At 65.5% G+C, this 15,283-nt stretch carries 16 protein-coding genes; 11 read left to right on the top strand and 5 right to left on the bottom strand.

The features are described from left to right. The 3 genes from E3N85_RS15900 to E3N85_RS15890 form a co-directional block, all read right to left on the bottom strand. Window positions 1–576 (bottom strand): alcohol dehydrogenase catalytic domain-containing protein (locus tag E3N85_RS15900; RefSeq protein ID WP_166783983.1); only part of this gene is annotated, 576 nt, incomplete at its 3' end. A gap of 217 nt (window positions 577–793) precedes the next feature. Beyond that, the gene (locus tag E3N85_RS15895) at window positions 794–1,615 is read right to left on the bottom strand and encodes an aldo/keto reductase (protein ID WP_134464944.1); all 822 of its coding nucleotides are present in this window, start codon (window positions 1,613–1,615) and stop codon (window positions 794–796) included. A gap of 39 nt (window positions 1,616–1,654) precedes the next feature. Beyond that, window positions 1,655–2,641 carry a zinc-binding dehydrogenase gene (locus tag E3N85_RS15890; RefSeq protein ID WP_134464942.1) on the bottom strand — a complete coding sequence of 329 codons (987 nt, stop codon included), beginning with the start codon at window positions 2,639–2,641 and terminating at the stop codon, window positions 1,655–1,657. Window positions 2,642–2,888: 247 nt separating this feature from the next. Here E3N85_RS15890 and gatC point away from each other — a divergent pair, with 247 nt between their 5' ends. The 5 genes from gatC to E3N85_RS15865 are packed head-to-tail and all read left to right on the top strand — an operon-like array spanning window position 2,889 to window position 7,640. After that, window positions 2,889–3,185, top strand: a complete 297-nt coding sequence (gatC, locus tag E3N85_RS15885) for an Asp-tRNA(Asn)/Glu-tRNA(Gln) amidotransferase subunit GatC (protein ID WP_134464940.1) — start codon at window positions 2,889–2,891, stop codon at window positions 3,183–3,185. Window positions 3,186–3,187: 2 nt separating this feature from the next. Beyond that, the gene (gatA, locus tag E3N85_RS15880) at window positions 3,188–4,735 is read left to right on the top strand and encodes an Asp-tRNA(Asn)/Glu-tRNA(Gln) amidotransferase subunit GatA (RefSeq protein ID WP_134464938.1); all 1,548 of its coding nucleotides are present in this window, start codon (window positions 3,188–3,190) and stop codon (window positions 4,733–4,735) included. Continuing rightward, complete coding sequence (gatB, locus tag E3N85_RS15875; RefSeq protein WP_241978563.1) at window positions 4,735–6,258, top strand: Asp-tRNA(Asn)/Glu-tRNA(Gln) amidotransferase subunit GatB; 1,524 nt, start codon at window positions 4,735–4,737, stop codon at window positions 6,256–6,258. Before gatA ends, gatB begins: the two co-directional genes overlap by 1 nt. A 3-nt stretch (window positions 6,259–6,261) precedes the next feature. Next, window positions 6,262–6,534, top strand: coding sequence for a hypothetical protein (locus E3N85_RS15870; protein ID WP_134464936.1), 273 nt, complete (start codon window positions 6,262–6,264; stop codon window positions 6,532–6,534). Then, entirely contained in the window at window positions 6,531–7,640 is a 1,110-nt protein-coding gene (locus tag E3N85_RS15865) for a VIT1/CCC1 transporter family protein (RefSeq protein WP_134464934.1), read from the top strand. The genes E3N85_RS15870 and E3N85_RS15865 overlap by 4 nt, the downstream gene beginning before the upstream one ends. On the opposite strand, the gene E3N85_RS15860 is transcribed toward E3N85_RS15865, so the two are convergent. Both E3N85_RS15860 and E3N85_RS15855 read right to left on the bottom strand, forming a co-directional pair. Beyond that, window positions 7,637–8,440 (bottom strand): cache domain-containing protein, encoded by an 804-nt coding sequence (locus E3N85_RS15860; RefSeq protein ID WP_134464932.1) that lies wholly within the window; start codon window positions 8,438–8,440, stop codon window positions 7,637–7,639. The genes E3N85_RS15865 and E3N85_RS15860 overlap by 4 nt on opposite strands. Next, on the bottom strand, window positions 8,437–9,243 hold the full coding sequence (locus tag E3N85_RS15855; RefSeq protein WP_134464930.1) for a FadR/GntR family transcriptional regulator: 807 nt from the start codon (window positions 9,241–9,243) through the stop codon (window positions 8,437–8,439). Before E3N85_RS15855 ends, E3N85_RS15860 begins: the two co-directional genes overlap by 4 nt. A gap of 119 nt (window positions 9,244–9,362) precedes the next feature. Between E3N85_RS15855 and E3N85_RS15850 the strand changes: the two genes are divergently transcribed. The 6 genes from E3N85_RS15850 to E3N85_RS15825 all read left to right on the top strand — a co-directional run bounded on the left by E3N85_RS15850 (window position 9,363) and on the right by E3N85_RS15825 (window position 15,133). Continuing rightward, entirely contained in the window at window positions 9,363–10,409 is a 1,047-nt protein-coding gene (locus E3N85_RS15850) for an ABC transporter ATP-binding protein (protein ID WP_134464928.1), read from the top strand. Between the two features lie 27 nt (window positions 10,410–10,436). Next, a complete protein-coding gene (locus E3N85_RS15845) occupies window positions 10,437–11,633 on the top strand; it encodes an ABC transporter substrate-binding protein (RefSeq protein ID WP_134464926.1) in 1,197 nt (398 codons plus the stop codon). 32 nt (window positions 11,634–11,665) lie between these two features. Continuing rightward, entirely contained in the window at window positions 11,666–12,592 is a 927-nt protein-coding gene (locus E3N85_RS15840; protein WP_134464924.1) for an ABC transporter permease, read from the top strand. A gap of 9 nt (window positions 12,593–12,601) precedes the next feature. Then, on the top strand, window positions 12,602–13,402 hold the full coding sequence (locus tag E3N85_RS15835) for an ABC transporter permease (protein ID WP_134464922.1): 801 nt from the start codon (window positions 12,602–12,604) through the stop codon (window positions 13,400–13,402). Between the two features lie 177 nt (window positions 13,403–13,579). Further along, on the top strand, window positions 13,580–14,788 hold the full coding sequence (gene dinB, locus E3N85_RS15830) for a DNA polymerase IV (protein WP_134464920.1): 1,209 nt from the start codon (window positions 13,580–13,582) through the stop codon (window positions 14,786–14,788). Between the two features lie 18 nt (window positions 14,789–14,806). After that, window positions 14,807–15,133, top strand: a complete 327-nt coding sequence (locus tag E3N85_RS15825) for a hypothetical protein (RefSeq protein WP_134464918.1) — start codon at window positions 14,807–14,809, stop codon at window positions 15,131–15,133. Window positions 15,134–15,283: the final 150 nt, after the last annotated feature.

Here is a 15,283-nt window from a genome sequence, read left to right as displayed (position 1 = left end):
CATCAGCCCGACCGGACCCGCACCGTAAATCACGACCGTGTCACCGGGGATCACGCCGGCCATTTCGGTAGCGTGGTAGCCCGTCGGGAAGATGTCCGAGAGCATCACGTAATCGTTCTGCTTTTCTTTGGCGTCTTCACCCAGGCGCAAGCAGTTGTTGTCACCGTAGGGCACACGCAACATTTGGGCCTGCCCGCCGGGATACGGACCCATGCCGGCGAAGCCGTACGCAGCGCCAGCACCGACCGGGTCGGGTTGAGTAGTCATGCAGTAGTTGGTAAAACCGCGTTCGCAATTCTTGCAAAAGCCGCAGGAAATATTGAACGGCAACACGACGCGTTCGCCCACTTTGACCTTGTCGACGCCGTTACCGACCTCGATGACCTCGCCCATGTTCTCGTGACCGAACGTGCGTCCAACCGCGAAATCGGTACGTCCCTCATACATGTGCAAATCTGAACCGCAGATATTCGTGGCCGTGATGCGCACCAGAACATCGGTGGGACGTTCGATCGTGGCATCCGGAACTTCTTCGACGTTGACCTCATTGGGGCCCTTGTAAACGACTGCTTTCATTTTTCTTCACTCCTCGAATTTCATGACCGTGAAGACGGACGGTCCGTCTTCACTCTCGGAGAGGTACTCAGGATGAATGTCCGGACAGTCTGAGACTGCGCGGAAAGTGTGTATGGCTCAGGTCTATCACGATCGCACTGGACCGGCCAGTGTGTCTCCTACGGATCGAGAGCACTCGACTCTGCCGAGAATCGCCTTCACAAACGAGACGACGACGTCACAGAATATCGAGGGGTTGCTTGCTGCGGGGTGCCGGAAATGCGCTATCCAGAGACAGGCAATCCTCGGCGTCGAGGACGACCGCACCCGCGCCGATATTCTGCTGTACGTGCTCGAGTGACGATGCTTTGGGGATCGCGATGATGCCCGGTTGTCTGATGACCCAGGCGAGTGCGATCTGGGCAGCAGTCACTCCGTGGCGTTCTCCGATTTCGGCCAGGAGTGGATGCCGGAGCAGGGTCGGTCCCTGACCGAGTGGCGAGTAGGCCATGAGCGGCATGCCTGCGCGTTGTTGCCAGGGCAGGAGATCAAACTCGATGCCCCGACTACCGAGGTTGTAGAGCACCTGATTGGTGGCGCATCCGTCTGGTGCTTGCCTCAGATCATCCCGGTCGAAATTCGATAACCCCCAGCTTCGAATCTTGCCGGCTTCACGGAGGTGTTCGCACCCGTCGACGGTCTCGGATAACGCAAAACTGCCGGCCCAATGCAGTAGGTAGACATCGAGCCGATCGGTTCCGAGCCGGCGCAGGCTGCGCTCGCACGCAGCGACGACACCGCTGCGGCTGGCGTTATGCGGGTAGACCTTGCTGACCAGCACGACGTCATCGCGTCGGCCTCGGATGGCCTCGCCGACCAGTTCTTCCGAGGCCCCGTCGCCATACATTTCGGCGGTGTCGATCACGGTCAGGCCGGCGTCGATCCCGGCGCACAGGGCCGCCACCTCGGTCTTTCGCTTCGCGGCGTCCTCACCGAGATGCCAGGTTCCCTGGCCGATGACGGGCACCCGAACGCCCTTAAAAAAGTCGGTTTCGCGCATGAGGTTCCTTACGTCGTGTGCATTTCTAGACGGTCTGGCTTACGTATTCTCAAGGCTGAGAACGATCTTGCCCAGGTGGGCGTTCGCGGCCATGAGATCCTGCGCTTGTTGGACTTCGGTCCAGGGCAGAATCCGATCAATCGATGGGCGTAGTGCTTCGAAAGCCGGGTCGACCTCGGACAGCAGCGTGGCGACGATGTCGGCTTTTTCCGCAGCGTCACGGGTACGAAAGGTGACCCCGATGATGCTCAATCGTTTGAAGGCCAGTGCTTCCAGGTCAAGAACACCGTGGGCACCACCCAGACGCCCCACACCGACCAGGCGCCCCAGGAGTGCGGCGCAGCGAATATTGTCCGCAAGATACGGGCCACCAACATGGTCGACGATGACGTCGACGCCGCGACCATCCGTCAGTTGCAGAACTTGATCTGCAAAACCGGCCTCGCCAACTTCGAGTACGTGATCGGCACCCGAAGAACGGAGCAGGTCAGTTGCCCGGTCTGTGCGAACGGTAGCAATGATGAGTCCAGCGCCCAGGTACTTTGCCAGCTGTACGCACTGAAGCCCTACCGACGAGGCAGCCGCATGAACGAGCACCGTTTCGCCCGGCTTGAGGTCACCCGCAGTGCGGAGCGCGTTGTGCTCCGTCATCAATCCGAGGATGGCAGCAGCACCCTCCGCGTAGGTCCACGTCTGCGGAATCGGTACGACCAGCGCAGCGTCAACGATGACTTCCTCGCTCAAACCTCCACTGACGGTGGCCATGACGCGGTCCCCGACGTTCACGCTCCTCACCTCCTGTCCCACCGTCACGACGTCGCCTGCGGCATCCAGCCCCACAACGACCGGAGCGTTGCCTGGGCTGATCGGCTGGTGGGTGCCCGCGCGCTGGCCCAGGTCGGCACGGTTCACCGATGCGGTCCGCACACGGATCTTCACCTGACGCAGGCCCGGTTCAGGGCTCGGGAGATCCCGCATCGAAAGCACGGATCCGCCCGGGTTCTGCTCAATAACAATTGCTCTCATAACTGACAGTGTGCTCCGACACGGTTAGTTCCCGCTGAAATTCTGGCTCCAGGAGACTTTTTTCTCCTCGTCGGCGATGCCAGGCTTCACACGACCAACGCGAATGGCCAACCGGTGCCGGTGCCGGTCCAGGCGGCGGACACGGACTCCAGGGGCGCGGGTGCGCACCTGGTGCGGTCGGCGGATCGGGCTCGCGGCGGCTGGCGAATAGGATTGGAGTATCCACCCCAATGCGTATCGGAGCACCATGTCTGAAATCACGGCCGAGCAGGTTGCCCATTTGGCATACCTCGCCCGGATCGACCTCAGCCCCCTCGAGATCACCGATCTCACCCATGACCTCGGCCAGATCGTCGACTCGATCGCCAAAGTGTCTGAGGTTGCCACAGCCGATACACCGGCCACGAGCCATCCGATGCCGCTGACCAACGTGTTCCGCGAGGACGTCGTCGTGCCCTCCCTGACGGTTGAGCAGGCACTGTCCGGTGCACCCGACCGCGCCGGGGACAAATTCCGCGTGCCTGCCATTCTGGACGAGGAGTGACCATGACCTATCTCACCAAGCTCTCCGCCGCTGCGCTGAGTGAACTGTTGGTCAGCAAGCAGGTCAGCGCCGTCGAGGCGACCCGCGCCCACCTTGACCACATCGCGGCGGTCGACACCGACCTGCATGCTTTTCTGCACGTCGCAGCCGACGCCGCCCTCAACACCGCCGCCGCGATCGATGCCCGCCGCGTTGCGGGTGAATCGCTGCACCCGCTCGCCGGTGTTCCGATTGCGATCAAAGACGTGCTCGCCACCCAGGACATGCCCACCACCGCCGGGTCGAAAATTCTCGAGGGCTGGGTGCCGCCGTACGATGCGACCGTCGTCGCCCGCCTGCGTGCGGCCGGGCTGATTCCGCTCGGCAAGACCAACATGGACGAATTCGCCATGGGGTCCTCCACCGAGCACTCCGCCTATGGCGTCACCCGCAACCCCTGGGACCGCGACCGCATCCCCGGTGGCTCCGGCGGCGGCTCGGCCGCGGCCATTGCCTCCTTTCAGGCGCCGCTCGCCCTCGGCAGCGACACCGGCGGATCGATTCGCCAGCCGGCCGCCGTGACCGGCTCGGTCGGCGTCAAGCCGACCTATGGCGGAGTCTCCCGCTATGGCGCTATCGCCCTCGCGTCGAGCCTCGACCAGGTCGGCCCGGTCTCCCGCACGGTCTACGACGCCGCCCTGCTGCACGATGTCATCGGCGGGCACGACCCGCTGGATTCCACCTCGCTGACCGACAGCTGGCCCTCGATGGCCGCCGCGGTCCAAGCTGGCCTCAAGGACGGCGCCCTCAAGGGCGTGCGCGTTGGCGTCATCAAGGAACTCTCCGGCGATGGATTCCAGGCCGGCGTCACCCAGCGCTTCACGGAAACCCTTGCCCTGCTCGTCGCCGCCGGCGCCGAGATCACCGAGGTCTCCGCCCCGAACTTCGAGTACGCCGTCGCGGCCTACTACCTGATTCTGCCGGCCGAGGCCTCGAGCAACCTGGCGCGCTTCGACTCGGTGCGCTTCGGCATCCGGGTCAACCCGGCCAGCGGTTCGCTCACGAGCGAGCACGTCATGAGCGCCACCCGTGAGGCGGGTTTCGGCGCCGAGGTCAAGCGGCGCATCATCCTCGGCACCTACGCCCTGAGCGCCGGCTACTACGACGCTTACTACGGCAGTGCGCAGAAGGTGCGCACGCTCATTCAGCGTGATTTCGCCGCCGCGTTCAGCCAGGTTGACGTGCTCGTCTCGCCGAGTGCTCCGACCACCGCGTTCAAGTTCGGTGAAAAGCTCGCTGACCCGATGGCCATGTATATCAACGACGTGACCACCATTCCGGCCAACCTCGCCGGCGTGCCCGGCATGAGCATTCCGATCGGTCTGGCGCCCGAAGACGGGCTGCCGGTCGGCCTGCAGATCATGGCCCCCGCCAAAGCGGATGCCCGCCTCTACACCGTCGGCGCCGCCATCGAGCAGCTGCTCGAAGCGCGCTGGGGACACACCATGCTCAGCCAGGCACCAGCCCTGACCCCGACCGAAATGTTTGCCAGCGAAGAGGGAGCCGTTTGATGCCCAGCGCAGAAATGAAGAACCGGGCCGAATTGATGGACTTCGACAAAGCACTCGAACTGTTCGAGCCGGTGCTCGGCTTCGAGGTGCACGTCGAACTCAACACCAAAACCAAAATGTTCTGCGGTTGCGCCAACGAGTTCGGCTCCGGCGCCAACACGAACACCTGTCCCACCTGCCTCGGCCTGCCCGGCGGGCTGCCGCAGGTGAACAAGAAGGCGATCGAATCCAGCATCCGCTTGGGGCTGGCTTTGGGATGTGAGATCGCGGAACACTCGCGGTTCGCCCGCAAGAACTACTTCTACCCCGACACGGCGAAGAACTTTCAGACCAGCCAGTACGACGACCCCATCTGCCACGACGGTTCGATCACGATCGAACTCGAAAGTGGCCGTCTGGTCACCGTCGAGATCGAACGCGCCCACATGGAGGACGACGCCGGCAAGCTCACCCACATGGGTGGCGCCACCGGACGCATCCAGGGCGCCGACTACTCTCTTGTCGATTACAACCGTGGCGGAGTGCCGCTGGTGGAGATCGTCACCCAGATGATCGAGGGCGCCGAGCACGACGCCCCCGAGATTGGCAGGACCTACGTCGCTGCAATTCGTGAGATCGCCAAGGCCCTCGGCGTCTCCAACGCCCGCATGGAAGAGGGCAACGTGCGTTGCGACGCCAACGTCTCCCTGCGCCCGCGCGGGTCGAACGTGCTCGGCACTCGCACCGAGACCAAGAACGTCAACTCGCTGCGCTCGGTCGAACGCGCTGTGCGATACGAGATCCAGCGCCAGGCTGCCGTGCTTGCCGGCGGTGGCACCATCACGCAGGAGACCCGGCACTGGCACGAAGACACCGGAATCACGAGTGCCGGTCGGCCCAAGAGTGACGCCGATGACTACCGCTACTTTCCCGAGCCCGACCTGCTGCCGATGGCACCGTCGCGCGACTGGGTCGAAGAACTGCGCCTGACCCTGCCCGAGCCGCCCGCGGCCCGCCGCAAGCGCCTACAGGCAGCGTGGGGTTTTGCGAACCTCGAGTTCCAGGACGTGGTGAACTCCGATCTGCTCGATGCGGTCGAAGCAACCGTCGCTGCCGGGGCATCCGCTCAGGCCGCACGCAAGTGGTGGACCGGCGAAATCGCCCGGCTCGCCAACGCGGCCGGGGCCGCCGCCGACTCGCTCGTGACACCGATACAGCTCGCCGCGCTGATCGAACTCGTCTCGGACGGAACCCTCACCGACCGACTGGCCCGCCAGGTGCTCGAAGGCGTCATCGCCGGGGAAGGTACTCCGGCCGAGGTCGTCGCCAGCCGCGGCCTCGCCGTGGTCTCCGACGACGGTGCGCTCATCGCGGCCATCGACGCCGCGCTGCTCGGCCAGCCCGACGTGCTCGCCAAGATTCGGGGCGGCAAGCAGCAGGCGGCCGGCGCCGTCATCGGCGCGGTCATGAAGGCCATGCACGGGCAAGCGGACGCCGCGCGCGTGCGCGAACTCGTGCTCGAACGCGCCCAGGCGATCGAGTAACGCATGAGTGGTCAGAGCGCTGTTTTCGGAGTGGGCGTGCAGGTCATCGTGCGGCTCGATCGCACCCGGTTTCCCGAGTCTCTTATTGACGACCCGATCGGCGTGATCGTGGCGGCGGGGGAGTCGGAGGGCTCCGGGCTCTACGCACCGACCGTCATGCGGGAAAAATTCTGGGTCGTTCGATTCGAGGAACCATTCTTCGGTCTCGACGGCTCCGGTCCGCACGACTCCGCGCGCATCCCGCAGAGTTTCCTGGAAGCAGCGCCGGAGGCGTGAGCGCACTCACGCCAGAGCCGGGCGAGCGCACCCCGTCGACCCGCGACATCCGTCGGTGGCGGCAATACCTGGCGGACGAACAGGCCGAGGCCGCCGTGTATCGCGACCTCGCCAACCGTCGCGCCGGCGAGGAGCGCCAGATTTTGCTCGCCCTCGCCGAGGCCGAGGGGCGGCACGAAGAGCACTGGCGCCAACTGCTCGGCAACGATATCGGCTCACCGAGGCGCGGCGCGCTGCGCACCCGGTTTTTGGCGCTGCTTGCTCGACGGTTCGGTTCGGTGTTCGTGCTCGCCCTCGCCCAGCGGGCCGAGGGTCGGTCGCCCTACGACGCGGATGCGGACGCGACCAACGCCATGGCCGCTGACGAGATCGTGCACGAAGAGGTCGTGCGCGGCCTCGCCGCCCGCGGTCGCAAACGCCTGTCGGGCACCTTTCGCGCCGCCGTGTTCGGTGTCAACGATGGGCTCGTCAGCAACCTCGCCCTCGTGCTCGGCATCGGGGCCACCGGCGTGCCGCCCGCGACGATCCTGTTCACCGGCATCGCCGGGCTGCTGGCCGGGGCGCTCTCGATGGGTGCCGGCGAGTACGTCTCGGTGCGGTCCCAGCGGGAACTGCTCGAAGCTTCAAGCCCCGCTGCGCCGGCCAAGAGCGTGCTTTCGCACCTCGACCTTGCCGCAAACGAACTGACCCTGGTCTATCGGGCCCGCGGCATGTCTGAAGACGAAGCTGAGACCTACGCCCGCGGGGTGCTCGCCACCGCCTATGCGGCGACCGGACCGATTGCCGCGGTCAGCAGGCAGGCGCCGGAACCCGACGAGCATGAGGCCATCGGCACGGGAACCGGCGCGGCCCTGTCGAGCTTCTGCTTCTTCGCGTCGGGGGCGCTGCTGCCGGTGTTGCCCTACCTGTTCGGCATGAGCGGGTTCGCGGCCATCATCGTCGCGACCCTTCTGGTCGGCGTGGCCCTGCTCGCCACCGGTGCCGTGGTCGGCCTGCTCTCCGGCGGGCCGCCGTTGACGCGCGCCCTGCGGCAACTCGTCATCGGCCTCGGCGCGGCCGCGGTCACCTACCTGCTCGGGCTCGCCTTCGGCACCACGATCGGTTAGTCCGGCGCCCGGTCGGCCGCGGGCCCGGCCACGACGGCGAGCCCGGTTCGGCCGCACCACTGGAACGTGTGTGCACCGTGCAGCCCCACTGCGGCGTCCGTTGGCGCGGGGTCGGCCAGAAGCCTGGTCAAACCCGGCAGGCGCAGCAGCGCGCCGGTCGCGAGGTGGGTGTCGGTCGAGACGACCACCCGGCCGCTCGCGTTGATGACCGTCACCGCAACGGCGTCAGTGCTCAGGAGCGGAACGAGATCGCGCTCGATCTCATCGACCGACAGGTCGATCCCGACGACGCCGATGAGCTCGACGCCGCGGTACACCGGCAGCGTGAGCGTCAGGGTGTACTCGTCGGTGCACAAATAATCCACATAGGGCCCGGTGATATGCCGTCGTCCGGTTTGAGCGGGAACCCGCCACCACTCCAAGGCGGTGTAGTCGCGAAAATTCTCGTCGAGAGGGTCTTCGAGCGTTTCCAGATGACGGATGCCGTCGGCCGGCAGCCTCGGCGACGCCGCGTTCTGCCCGCCCAGCCACCAGGCCAGGTGCCAGCCCAGAAAGTGCGGGGCCGACACAAAGCCGGCTCCGATTACCGTGCCGTCCGAGTCGGCGAACGCCCGGATCACCAGCCTTTCCACCAGGGGATCGAGTTCGGCCCGTTCGGCGACGCTGCCAGGACGCGCGGCATAGCGCTCCACCAGGTTTGCCCACTGTTCCAAGCGGGCGAAAACCGGGTCGAACACGGCGGCAATGGACGCGACCCAGGCATTGGTGGGGGGAGTCTTCTGCTCGGGAATGATGGTCATACGGGTGCCTCGCTCGAGACAGGCGTGGTCCCACTGCCGGTGGTCGTCGACCTGCCTGTCCGTTCCAAGACTGACTTCGCCTCGATCAGCCACTCGATTGATTCGATGATCTGCGAGACGGTGAGCTGCCTCGCCCGAGCGCCATCCTCGGCGACGAGCGCGGCGACCGTCTCGCGTTGCACCGCACGGCAGCGTTGCCGTCGAAGGGGTTCACGCAGGCCGAGCCAGAGCAAGGAGCCAAATTCGGCCTGCAACCGCAACTCCTCGCGCACGAGGCGAGCGGACTGGCTGAGCGCGGCCACCTCGAGACGAAAGGTGCCCTGGCCGCGGCGCGCGACATCCGCTGTGCCGGCATCGGTGCGGTCGAGAATGCGTTCGAGGTTGTCGACGTCGGCCGCACTGGCGCGGTCGGCGGCCAATTCGGCGGCGAGGCCGGCGATCGCGGAATAGTGCACGCCGAGGTCTCGCACCTGCACCCGGGAACAGGCCAGGAGGCGATCCTCCTGCAGACTGTTGGCGCTCCCGCCGGTGAAGGTGACGAAACTGCCGCCATCGCGACCACGCTTGGTCTGCACGAGGTTGTTGCGGCGCAGGATTTCGAGCGCGTCGCGCGCGGTGACCGTGGCGACGCCGAGCTGGCGGGCCAGTGCGGCTTCGCTCGGCAGCCGTTCACCGTCGTGCAGCACTCCGAGCACGATGGCGTCGGTCAGGCGCTGCAACACGAGCTCGGCCCGCCCCGCACCGTCGAGCGGGGCAAAAATGGCCGCGCGCGTTCCCGATCCGGCGCGAATGGACTTCGGCATGGGCGGCTCATTTCAGGTCGTGACACGACCGTAACATCCCGGCGTACTTTTATGACATCTAACTCCATATGATTACCCTGTGAGTGAGCAGGGAGCCAGCGAATAACTGAGGAGATCGTATGACCGGTGCGCAACCCGCCATCCGTTTGACCGGACTGACCAAGAGTTTCGGCAGCGTCAAAGCCGTCGACGGTGTCGACCTCGACATTAGCGAGGGGGAATTCTTCTCCATGCTCGGTCCCTCGGGTTCGGGAAAAACCACGGTGTTGCGGCTGATCGCCGGCTTTGAACAACCCTCCAGCGGAACGATCTCCCTGTTCGGCCAGGACGTCACCGACCGGGCGCCGTTCGACCGCGACGTCAACACCGTGTTCCAGGACTACGCCCTGTTTCCGCACATGAGCGTGCTTGACAACGTCGCCTACGGGCTGCGCGTGCGCGGTGTCGCCAAACGAGCCAGGCACCAGCAGGCCAGAGCGGCCCTCGACACGGTGCGACTGGGCGGTTTCGCCGATCGCAAGCCCAGCCAGCTCTCCGGCGGGCAACGCCAGCGGGTGGCGCTGGCCCGGGCCACCGTTGTGTCGCCCAAGGTGTTGCTGCTTGATGAACCGCTCGGCGCGCTCGACCTGAAGCTGCGCGAGCAAATGCAGGTCGAACTCAAGGAACTGCAGCGCACCCTCGGCATCACGTTTATCTTCGTCACGCACGACCAGCAGGAGGCGCTCACCCTCAGCGACCGTATCGCGGTGTTCAACGAGGGCAGGATCGAACAGCTCGGCACCCCGGCCGAGATCTACGAGCGCCCGGCTTCGCCCTTCGTCGCCGCTTTCGTGGGCACTTCGAACATCTTCGACGACAACATCTCGCAGGCGTTGCTCGGCCGCAGCGGCGTGCACTCGGTGCGCCCCGAAAAGATCAGCGTCACCACCGAGAACCTGCCCCTTGTCGCCGATCGCGTCGCTCCCGGGGTACTGGCCGAGGTCATCTACGTCGGCAGCAGCACCCAACTCATCGTCGACCTCGATGCCGGCTCGCGCGTCGTTGTGCTCGAACAGAACGATGCGCACCGCGTGGCGACGAAGAATCGCGGCGCGCGCGTGACCGTCGGCTGGAACGACTCCGACATCGTCACCCTGGCCGCGTCTTCTCTTGTTTCCCGCCCCTGACCGATTGATTCACGAATGGAGAAAGTCATGAAACGCACCCCTGCACGCCGAACATCCCTCGCTCTCGCGGGCATCGCCATCGTATCGGTCGCCCTGCTCCTCACCGCCTGCGGCACCAGCTCAGGCGGCGGTGGCACGACGAAACCCGCCCAAGCCCAGACCGACCTCGGACAGATGGAGGGCAGCGTCTCGTTGCTGGCCTGGCCCGGCTATGTCGAAGACGGCAGCAATGACCCCGAAGTGGACTGGGTCAGCGCCTTTGAAAACGAGACCGGCTGCACCGTCACCAGCAAGACCTACGGCACCTCGGATGAAGCGTTCAGCCTTATGAAGACCGGTGACTACGACGTCGTCGCGGCCTCAGGGGACGCCTCGTTGCGGCTCGTCGCCGCCGGCGACGTCGCCCCGGTCAACACCGACCTCATCCCCAACTACGAGGGCATCTTCGACTTTCTGAAGATGCAGTCCTGGAACAGCGTCGACGGCGTCTCTTACGGCATTCCGCACGGCTACGGCGCCAACCTGCTCATGTACAACACGGAGGTCGTCACCCCGGCGCCCACCTCGTGGGACGTCGTCTTCGACAAATCGTCCGCCTACAAGGGCGCGGTGACCGCGTACGATTCGCCGATCTCCCTGGCGGATGCCGCGGTCTACCTCATGGCGCACCAGCCGGAACTGGGAATCGAGAATCCGTACGCGCTCGATGAAACCCAGCTCGCGGCATCCGTTCAACTGTTCAAGGACCAGCGGGTGAACATCGGCGAATACTGGTCGGACTACCTCAAGGAGGTGCAGGCCTTCGAAACCGGTGACACCGTCGTCGGCACCACCTGGCAGGTCATCCGCAATTCGCTCGCCGAGGGAACCCCGGCCGAGGTCGTGCTGCCCGAGGAGGGTGCCACCGGATGGTCGGACACCTGGATGATCGCCGCCGACGCGAAGAGCCCGAACTGTGCCTACGCCTGGCTGAACTACATCGCGAGCCCGGAAGCCAACGCGCAAGCCACCGAGTACTTCGGTGAGGCGCCGTCCAACGCCGGAGCTTGCGACTTCACGGTCAACCCGGATCACTGCCAGATCTTCCACGCCGGCGACGCCGAGTACGCCGCCCAGATCTGGTACTGGTCGACACCGATCGCGAAGTGCCTCGACGGGCGCACCGACGTCGAGTGCACCGACTACTCCGACTGGACCACGGCCTGGCAGGAGATCAAGGGATAACGGCACGTTCGAGCCAGATCGAAGGAATAACAATGACGGTTGACGCTTCCGCGCCACCCACCCGCGGAGCGGTGATGCCCCCGCAAGGGGGCACCATCGCCCGGCGGGGCTCGGTCTTTCTCAGCCGACACCCGCGTTTGAGGCTGTCACTGTTGCTCGGTGCCCCCCTGTTCTGGCTCGGACTGGTCTACATCGCGGCCCTCGCCGCGCTGCTGATTACCGCCCTGTGGACGGTCGACTCGTTCACCGGGCAGATCTCACAGACCTGGACCCTCGACAACATCGCGGCAGTGCTGACCGGGTCGCTCTACCAAACCGTGACGCTGCGCACCGTCGGCGTGGCCCTGCTCGTCACCATCATCGATATCGTCATCGCCCTGCCGATCGCGTTCTACATGGCCAAGGTGGCGAGCCCGCGGGCCCAGCGCATCCTCGTGATCGCCATTCTGATGCCGCTCTGGGCGAGCTACCTCGTAAAGGCGTACGCCTGGCGTTCGGTGCTCTCCCAAGGCGGAATCTTCGAATGGCTCGTCTCACCGTTCGGCGGGCACAGCCCCGGTTACGGTCTGCCGGCGACGATCATCACCCTGTCCTACCTCTGGCTGCCGTATGTGATCCTGCCGATCTATGCGGGATTGGAGCGGGTGCCGGATTCGCTGCTGGAAGCATCCGGTGATCTCGGTGGCCGCACCTGGTCGACGCTGCGCTTGGTGGTGCTGCCGATGATCTGGCCGGCGATCATAGCCGGGTCGATTTTCAGCTTCTCACTCTCGCTCGGGGACTACATCACCGTCAACATCGTCGGCGGGGCCAACCAGATGCTCGGTAATCTCGTGTACACCAACGTCGGGGCGGCGAACAACCTGCCGCTCGCGGCCGCGATTGCGTTCATCCCCATTCTGATCATCTTCGCCTACCTCGCCGCCGTGCGGCGCACGGGCGCGCTGAACAATCTCTAGGAGTTCGCCATGCGTCTGAGTCGACCGGCCCGCGGCCTGCTCGCGGCCATCACGGCCGTGGTTCTGGCCCTGATCTACCTGCCGTTGCTCGTGGTGTTCGTGAACTCGTTCAGCACCAGCCAGAACCTCACGTGGCCACCGCCGGGCTTCACCCTGAAGTGGTGGGCGAAAGCTTTTCTGAGCGACGGAGCCCTCGACGCGGTGCTGACCAGCCTGCAGGTGGCGCTCGCCTCGACGGCGGTCGCGCTCGTGCTCGGCACGCTCATCTCACTCGGATTGCAACGCTTCGAATTCTTCGGCCGCGATGCCATCAGCCTGCTGGTCATTTTGCCGATCGCGCTGCCCGGCATCGTCACTGGCATCGCCCTGAACAACGCCTTTCGCACCGGCCTGGGCGTGCAGTTGTCCATTTTGACTCTCATCATCGCCCACGCCACGTTCTGCATCGTGACCGTGTTCAACAACGTGATCGCCCGGCTACGGCGCCTCGGGACGAGCCTCGAGGATGCCTCGTCCGACCTCGGCGCCGGCATCTGGACGACGTTTCGCCTCGTCACCTTTCCCCAGTTGCGGTCCGCGCTGTTGGCGGGCGGACTGCTCGCCTTCGCCCTGAGTTTCGACGAAATAATCGTGACGACGTTCACTGCCGGGTCGAGCGTGAAGACACTGCCGCTATGGATCCTGGACAACCTGTTCCGGCCCAACCAGGCGCCGGTCGTCAACGTCATCGCAGTGGTGCTCGTAGTCGTCTCGATCATCCCCATCTATTTCGCGCAGCGCATCGCCGGCGCCGAAAAGATCGTGCGTTAGCCGTTTCCGCCTGCCCAGCCGGACAACTCCTGCAATTTCAGGGAGCAGCCGCGGCTCTTCCCTACAACGCCTCAGTTCGGTGATTCTGCGACGGCAGATTGCAGGAGTTATGCCGGGGGATGGAACTTGACCGCTGGCTGGTAGTGTCGATTGCCCGGATCGGGTTAGAGTTTTTCGGTGGGCAGACAGGACGGCAGCGGGCGGCAGATCTCGGCGGACGGCGTCAACGACCGAACGTCTACCGTGCTGCACGTCGACCTCGATGCGTTCTTCGTCTCGGTCGAGCTGCTCTCCCACCCGGAATTCGTCGACCAGCCGGTGATCGTCGGCCATCGCGGCGGCCGTTCGGTCGTCACGGCGGCCAACTACATCGCCCGGAAATACGGCGTGAACTCGGCGATGCCGATGGCGCTCGCGCTGCGGCAGTGCCCGAACGCCATCGTGCTTGAGCCGCACATGGGGCTGTACCGCGACTTCTCCACCCGCGTCATGAGCATCTTCGACGACGTCACCCCGCTCGTGGAACGACTCGGTATCGACGAGGCCTTTCTCGACGTGGCCGGAGCGACCAACCTGTTCGGCTCTCCGGCCGTGATCGGCGAACTCATCCGCGCCCGCGTCTTCGCTGAGACCGGGCTGGTTTGCTCTGTCGGAGCGGCCTCGACCAAGTTCGTCGCCAAACTCGCCTCCGGCCTGGCCAAACCCAACGGTTTGCTCGTCATTCCGGCCGAGAAGACGATCGAGTTCCTGCATCCACTGCCGGTGACGGCTCTCTGGGGCGTGGGAGCCGCCACCGAGGTGGCGCTGACCCGCCTTGGCTTGAAACTCATCGGCGATATTGCGCACACATCGCTCGACGTGCTGAAGAAGACACTGGGGGAGGCATCCGGTGCGAAACTGTTCGAATTGTCCTGGGGGCGTGACCCGCGCGCGGTGACGATCGAGCGGGAAGAGAAAAGCGTCGGCCACGAGGTGACCTTCGAACACGACGTGACGGACCTCGACCGGCTGCGCAGCGAACTGCTGCGACAGTGCGACCTCGTGGCCGCACGGCTGCGCCGAAGCGACCTGGTGGCACGACGCGTCGCGCTCAAACTGCGTTACACCGACTTCAGCACGGTCACCCGGTCGCGCACCCTCGCCGAACCGAGCAGTGTCGGTCGCCGAATTTACGAGGAAGCCGTGGCCGCCTTCGACCTGCTGGCCGCCTCGGGCATTCGGGTGCGCCTGATTGGGGTGCGTGCCGAGCAGCTCGGCACGGCATCGGGGTCGGTCGGGCTGTGGGATCCGGACGAAGACTGGCGGGGCGCCGAGCTCGCGGTCGATTCCGTGACCGAACGTTTCGGGGCGGGAACCGTGCGTCCGGCCTCGTTCTTCAAGCACTAGTCGCGCTACCCTGTTGGAATGACCAGCCTCCCGGAAAAACTTGCAGAAACCTTCCGTTCCGCCGGCGTGAAAACGGCCTACGGTGATCCCGTGCAAATCGACGGCGTCACCCTGGTGCCGGTGGCGCTCAGCTACTACGGCTTCGGCGGTGCCGACACCGGCGAAGGCGGCGCCGGATCCGGCGGGGGCGGGGGCGGCGTATCGCTGCCGATCGGCGCCTATGTGAAGTCCGGCGGGACCGCCCGATTCGAGCCGAACGTCATCGCGCTGCTCGCCGTCGGTGTGCCGTTCCTGATCGTTGCCGGGCGAGCCCTGGCCCGGGTGATCCGGGCCCTGAAGAAGTAGCCCCGCTCTCTGCACTGGGCGGGGCCCGGGCGCGGGCCGTGGGCCCAGTCTATGAACGGGGCCTACGGCTCACCGGTAGGCCCGGGCGCGGGCGGCGCGGCCAGCGCGCAGAGCGGATGCGGCGCGGCCGGCGCGGGCGCCGCGCGAACC

This window comes from Cryobacterium sp. Hz9 (assembly GCF_004402825.1).
Lineage (GTDB): Bacteria > Actinomycetota > Actinomycetes > Actinomycetales > Microbacteriaceae > Cryobacterium > Cryobacterium gelidum.
This window is presented reverse-complemented; position numbering and strand designations above follow the sequence as displayed.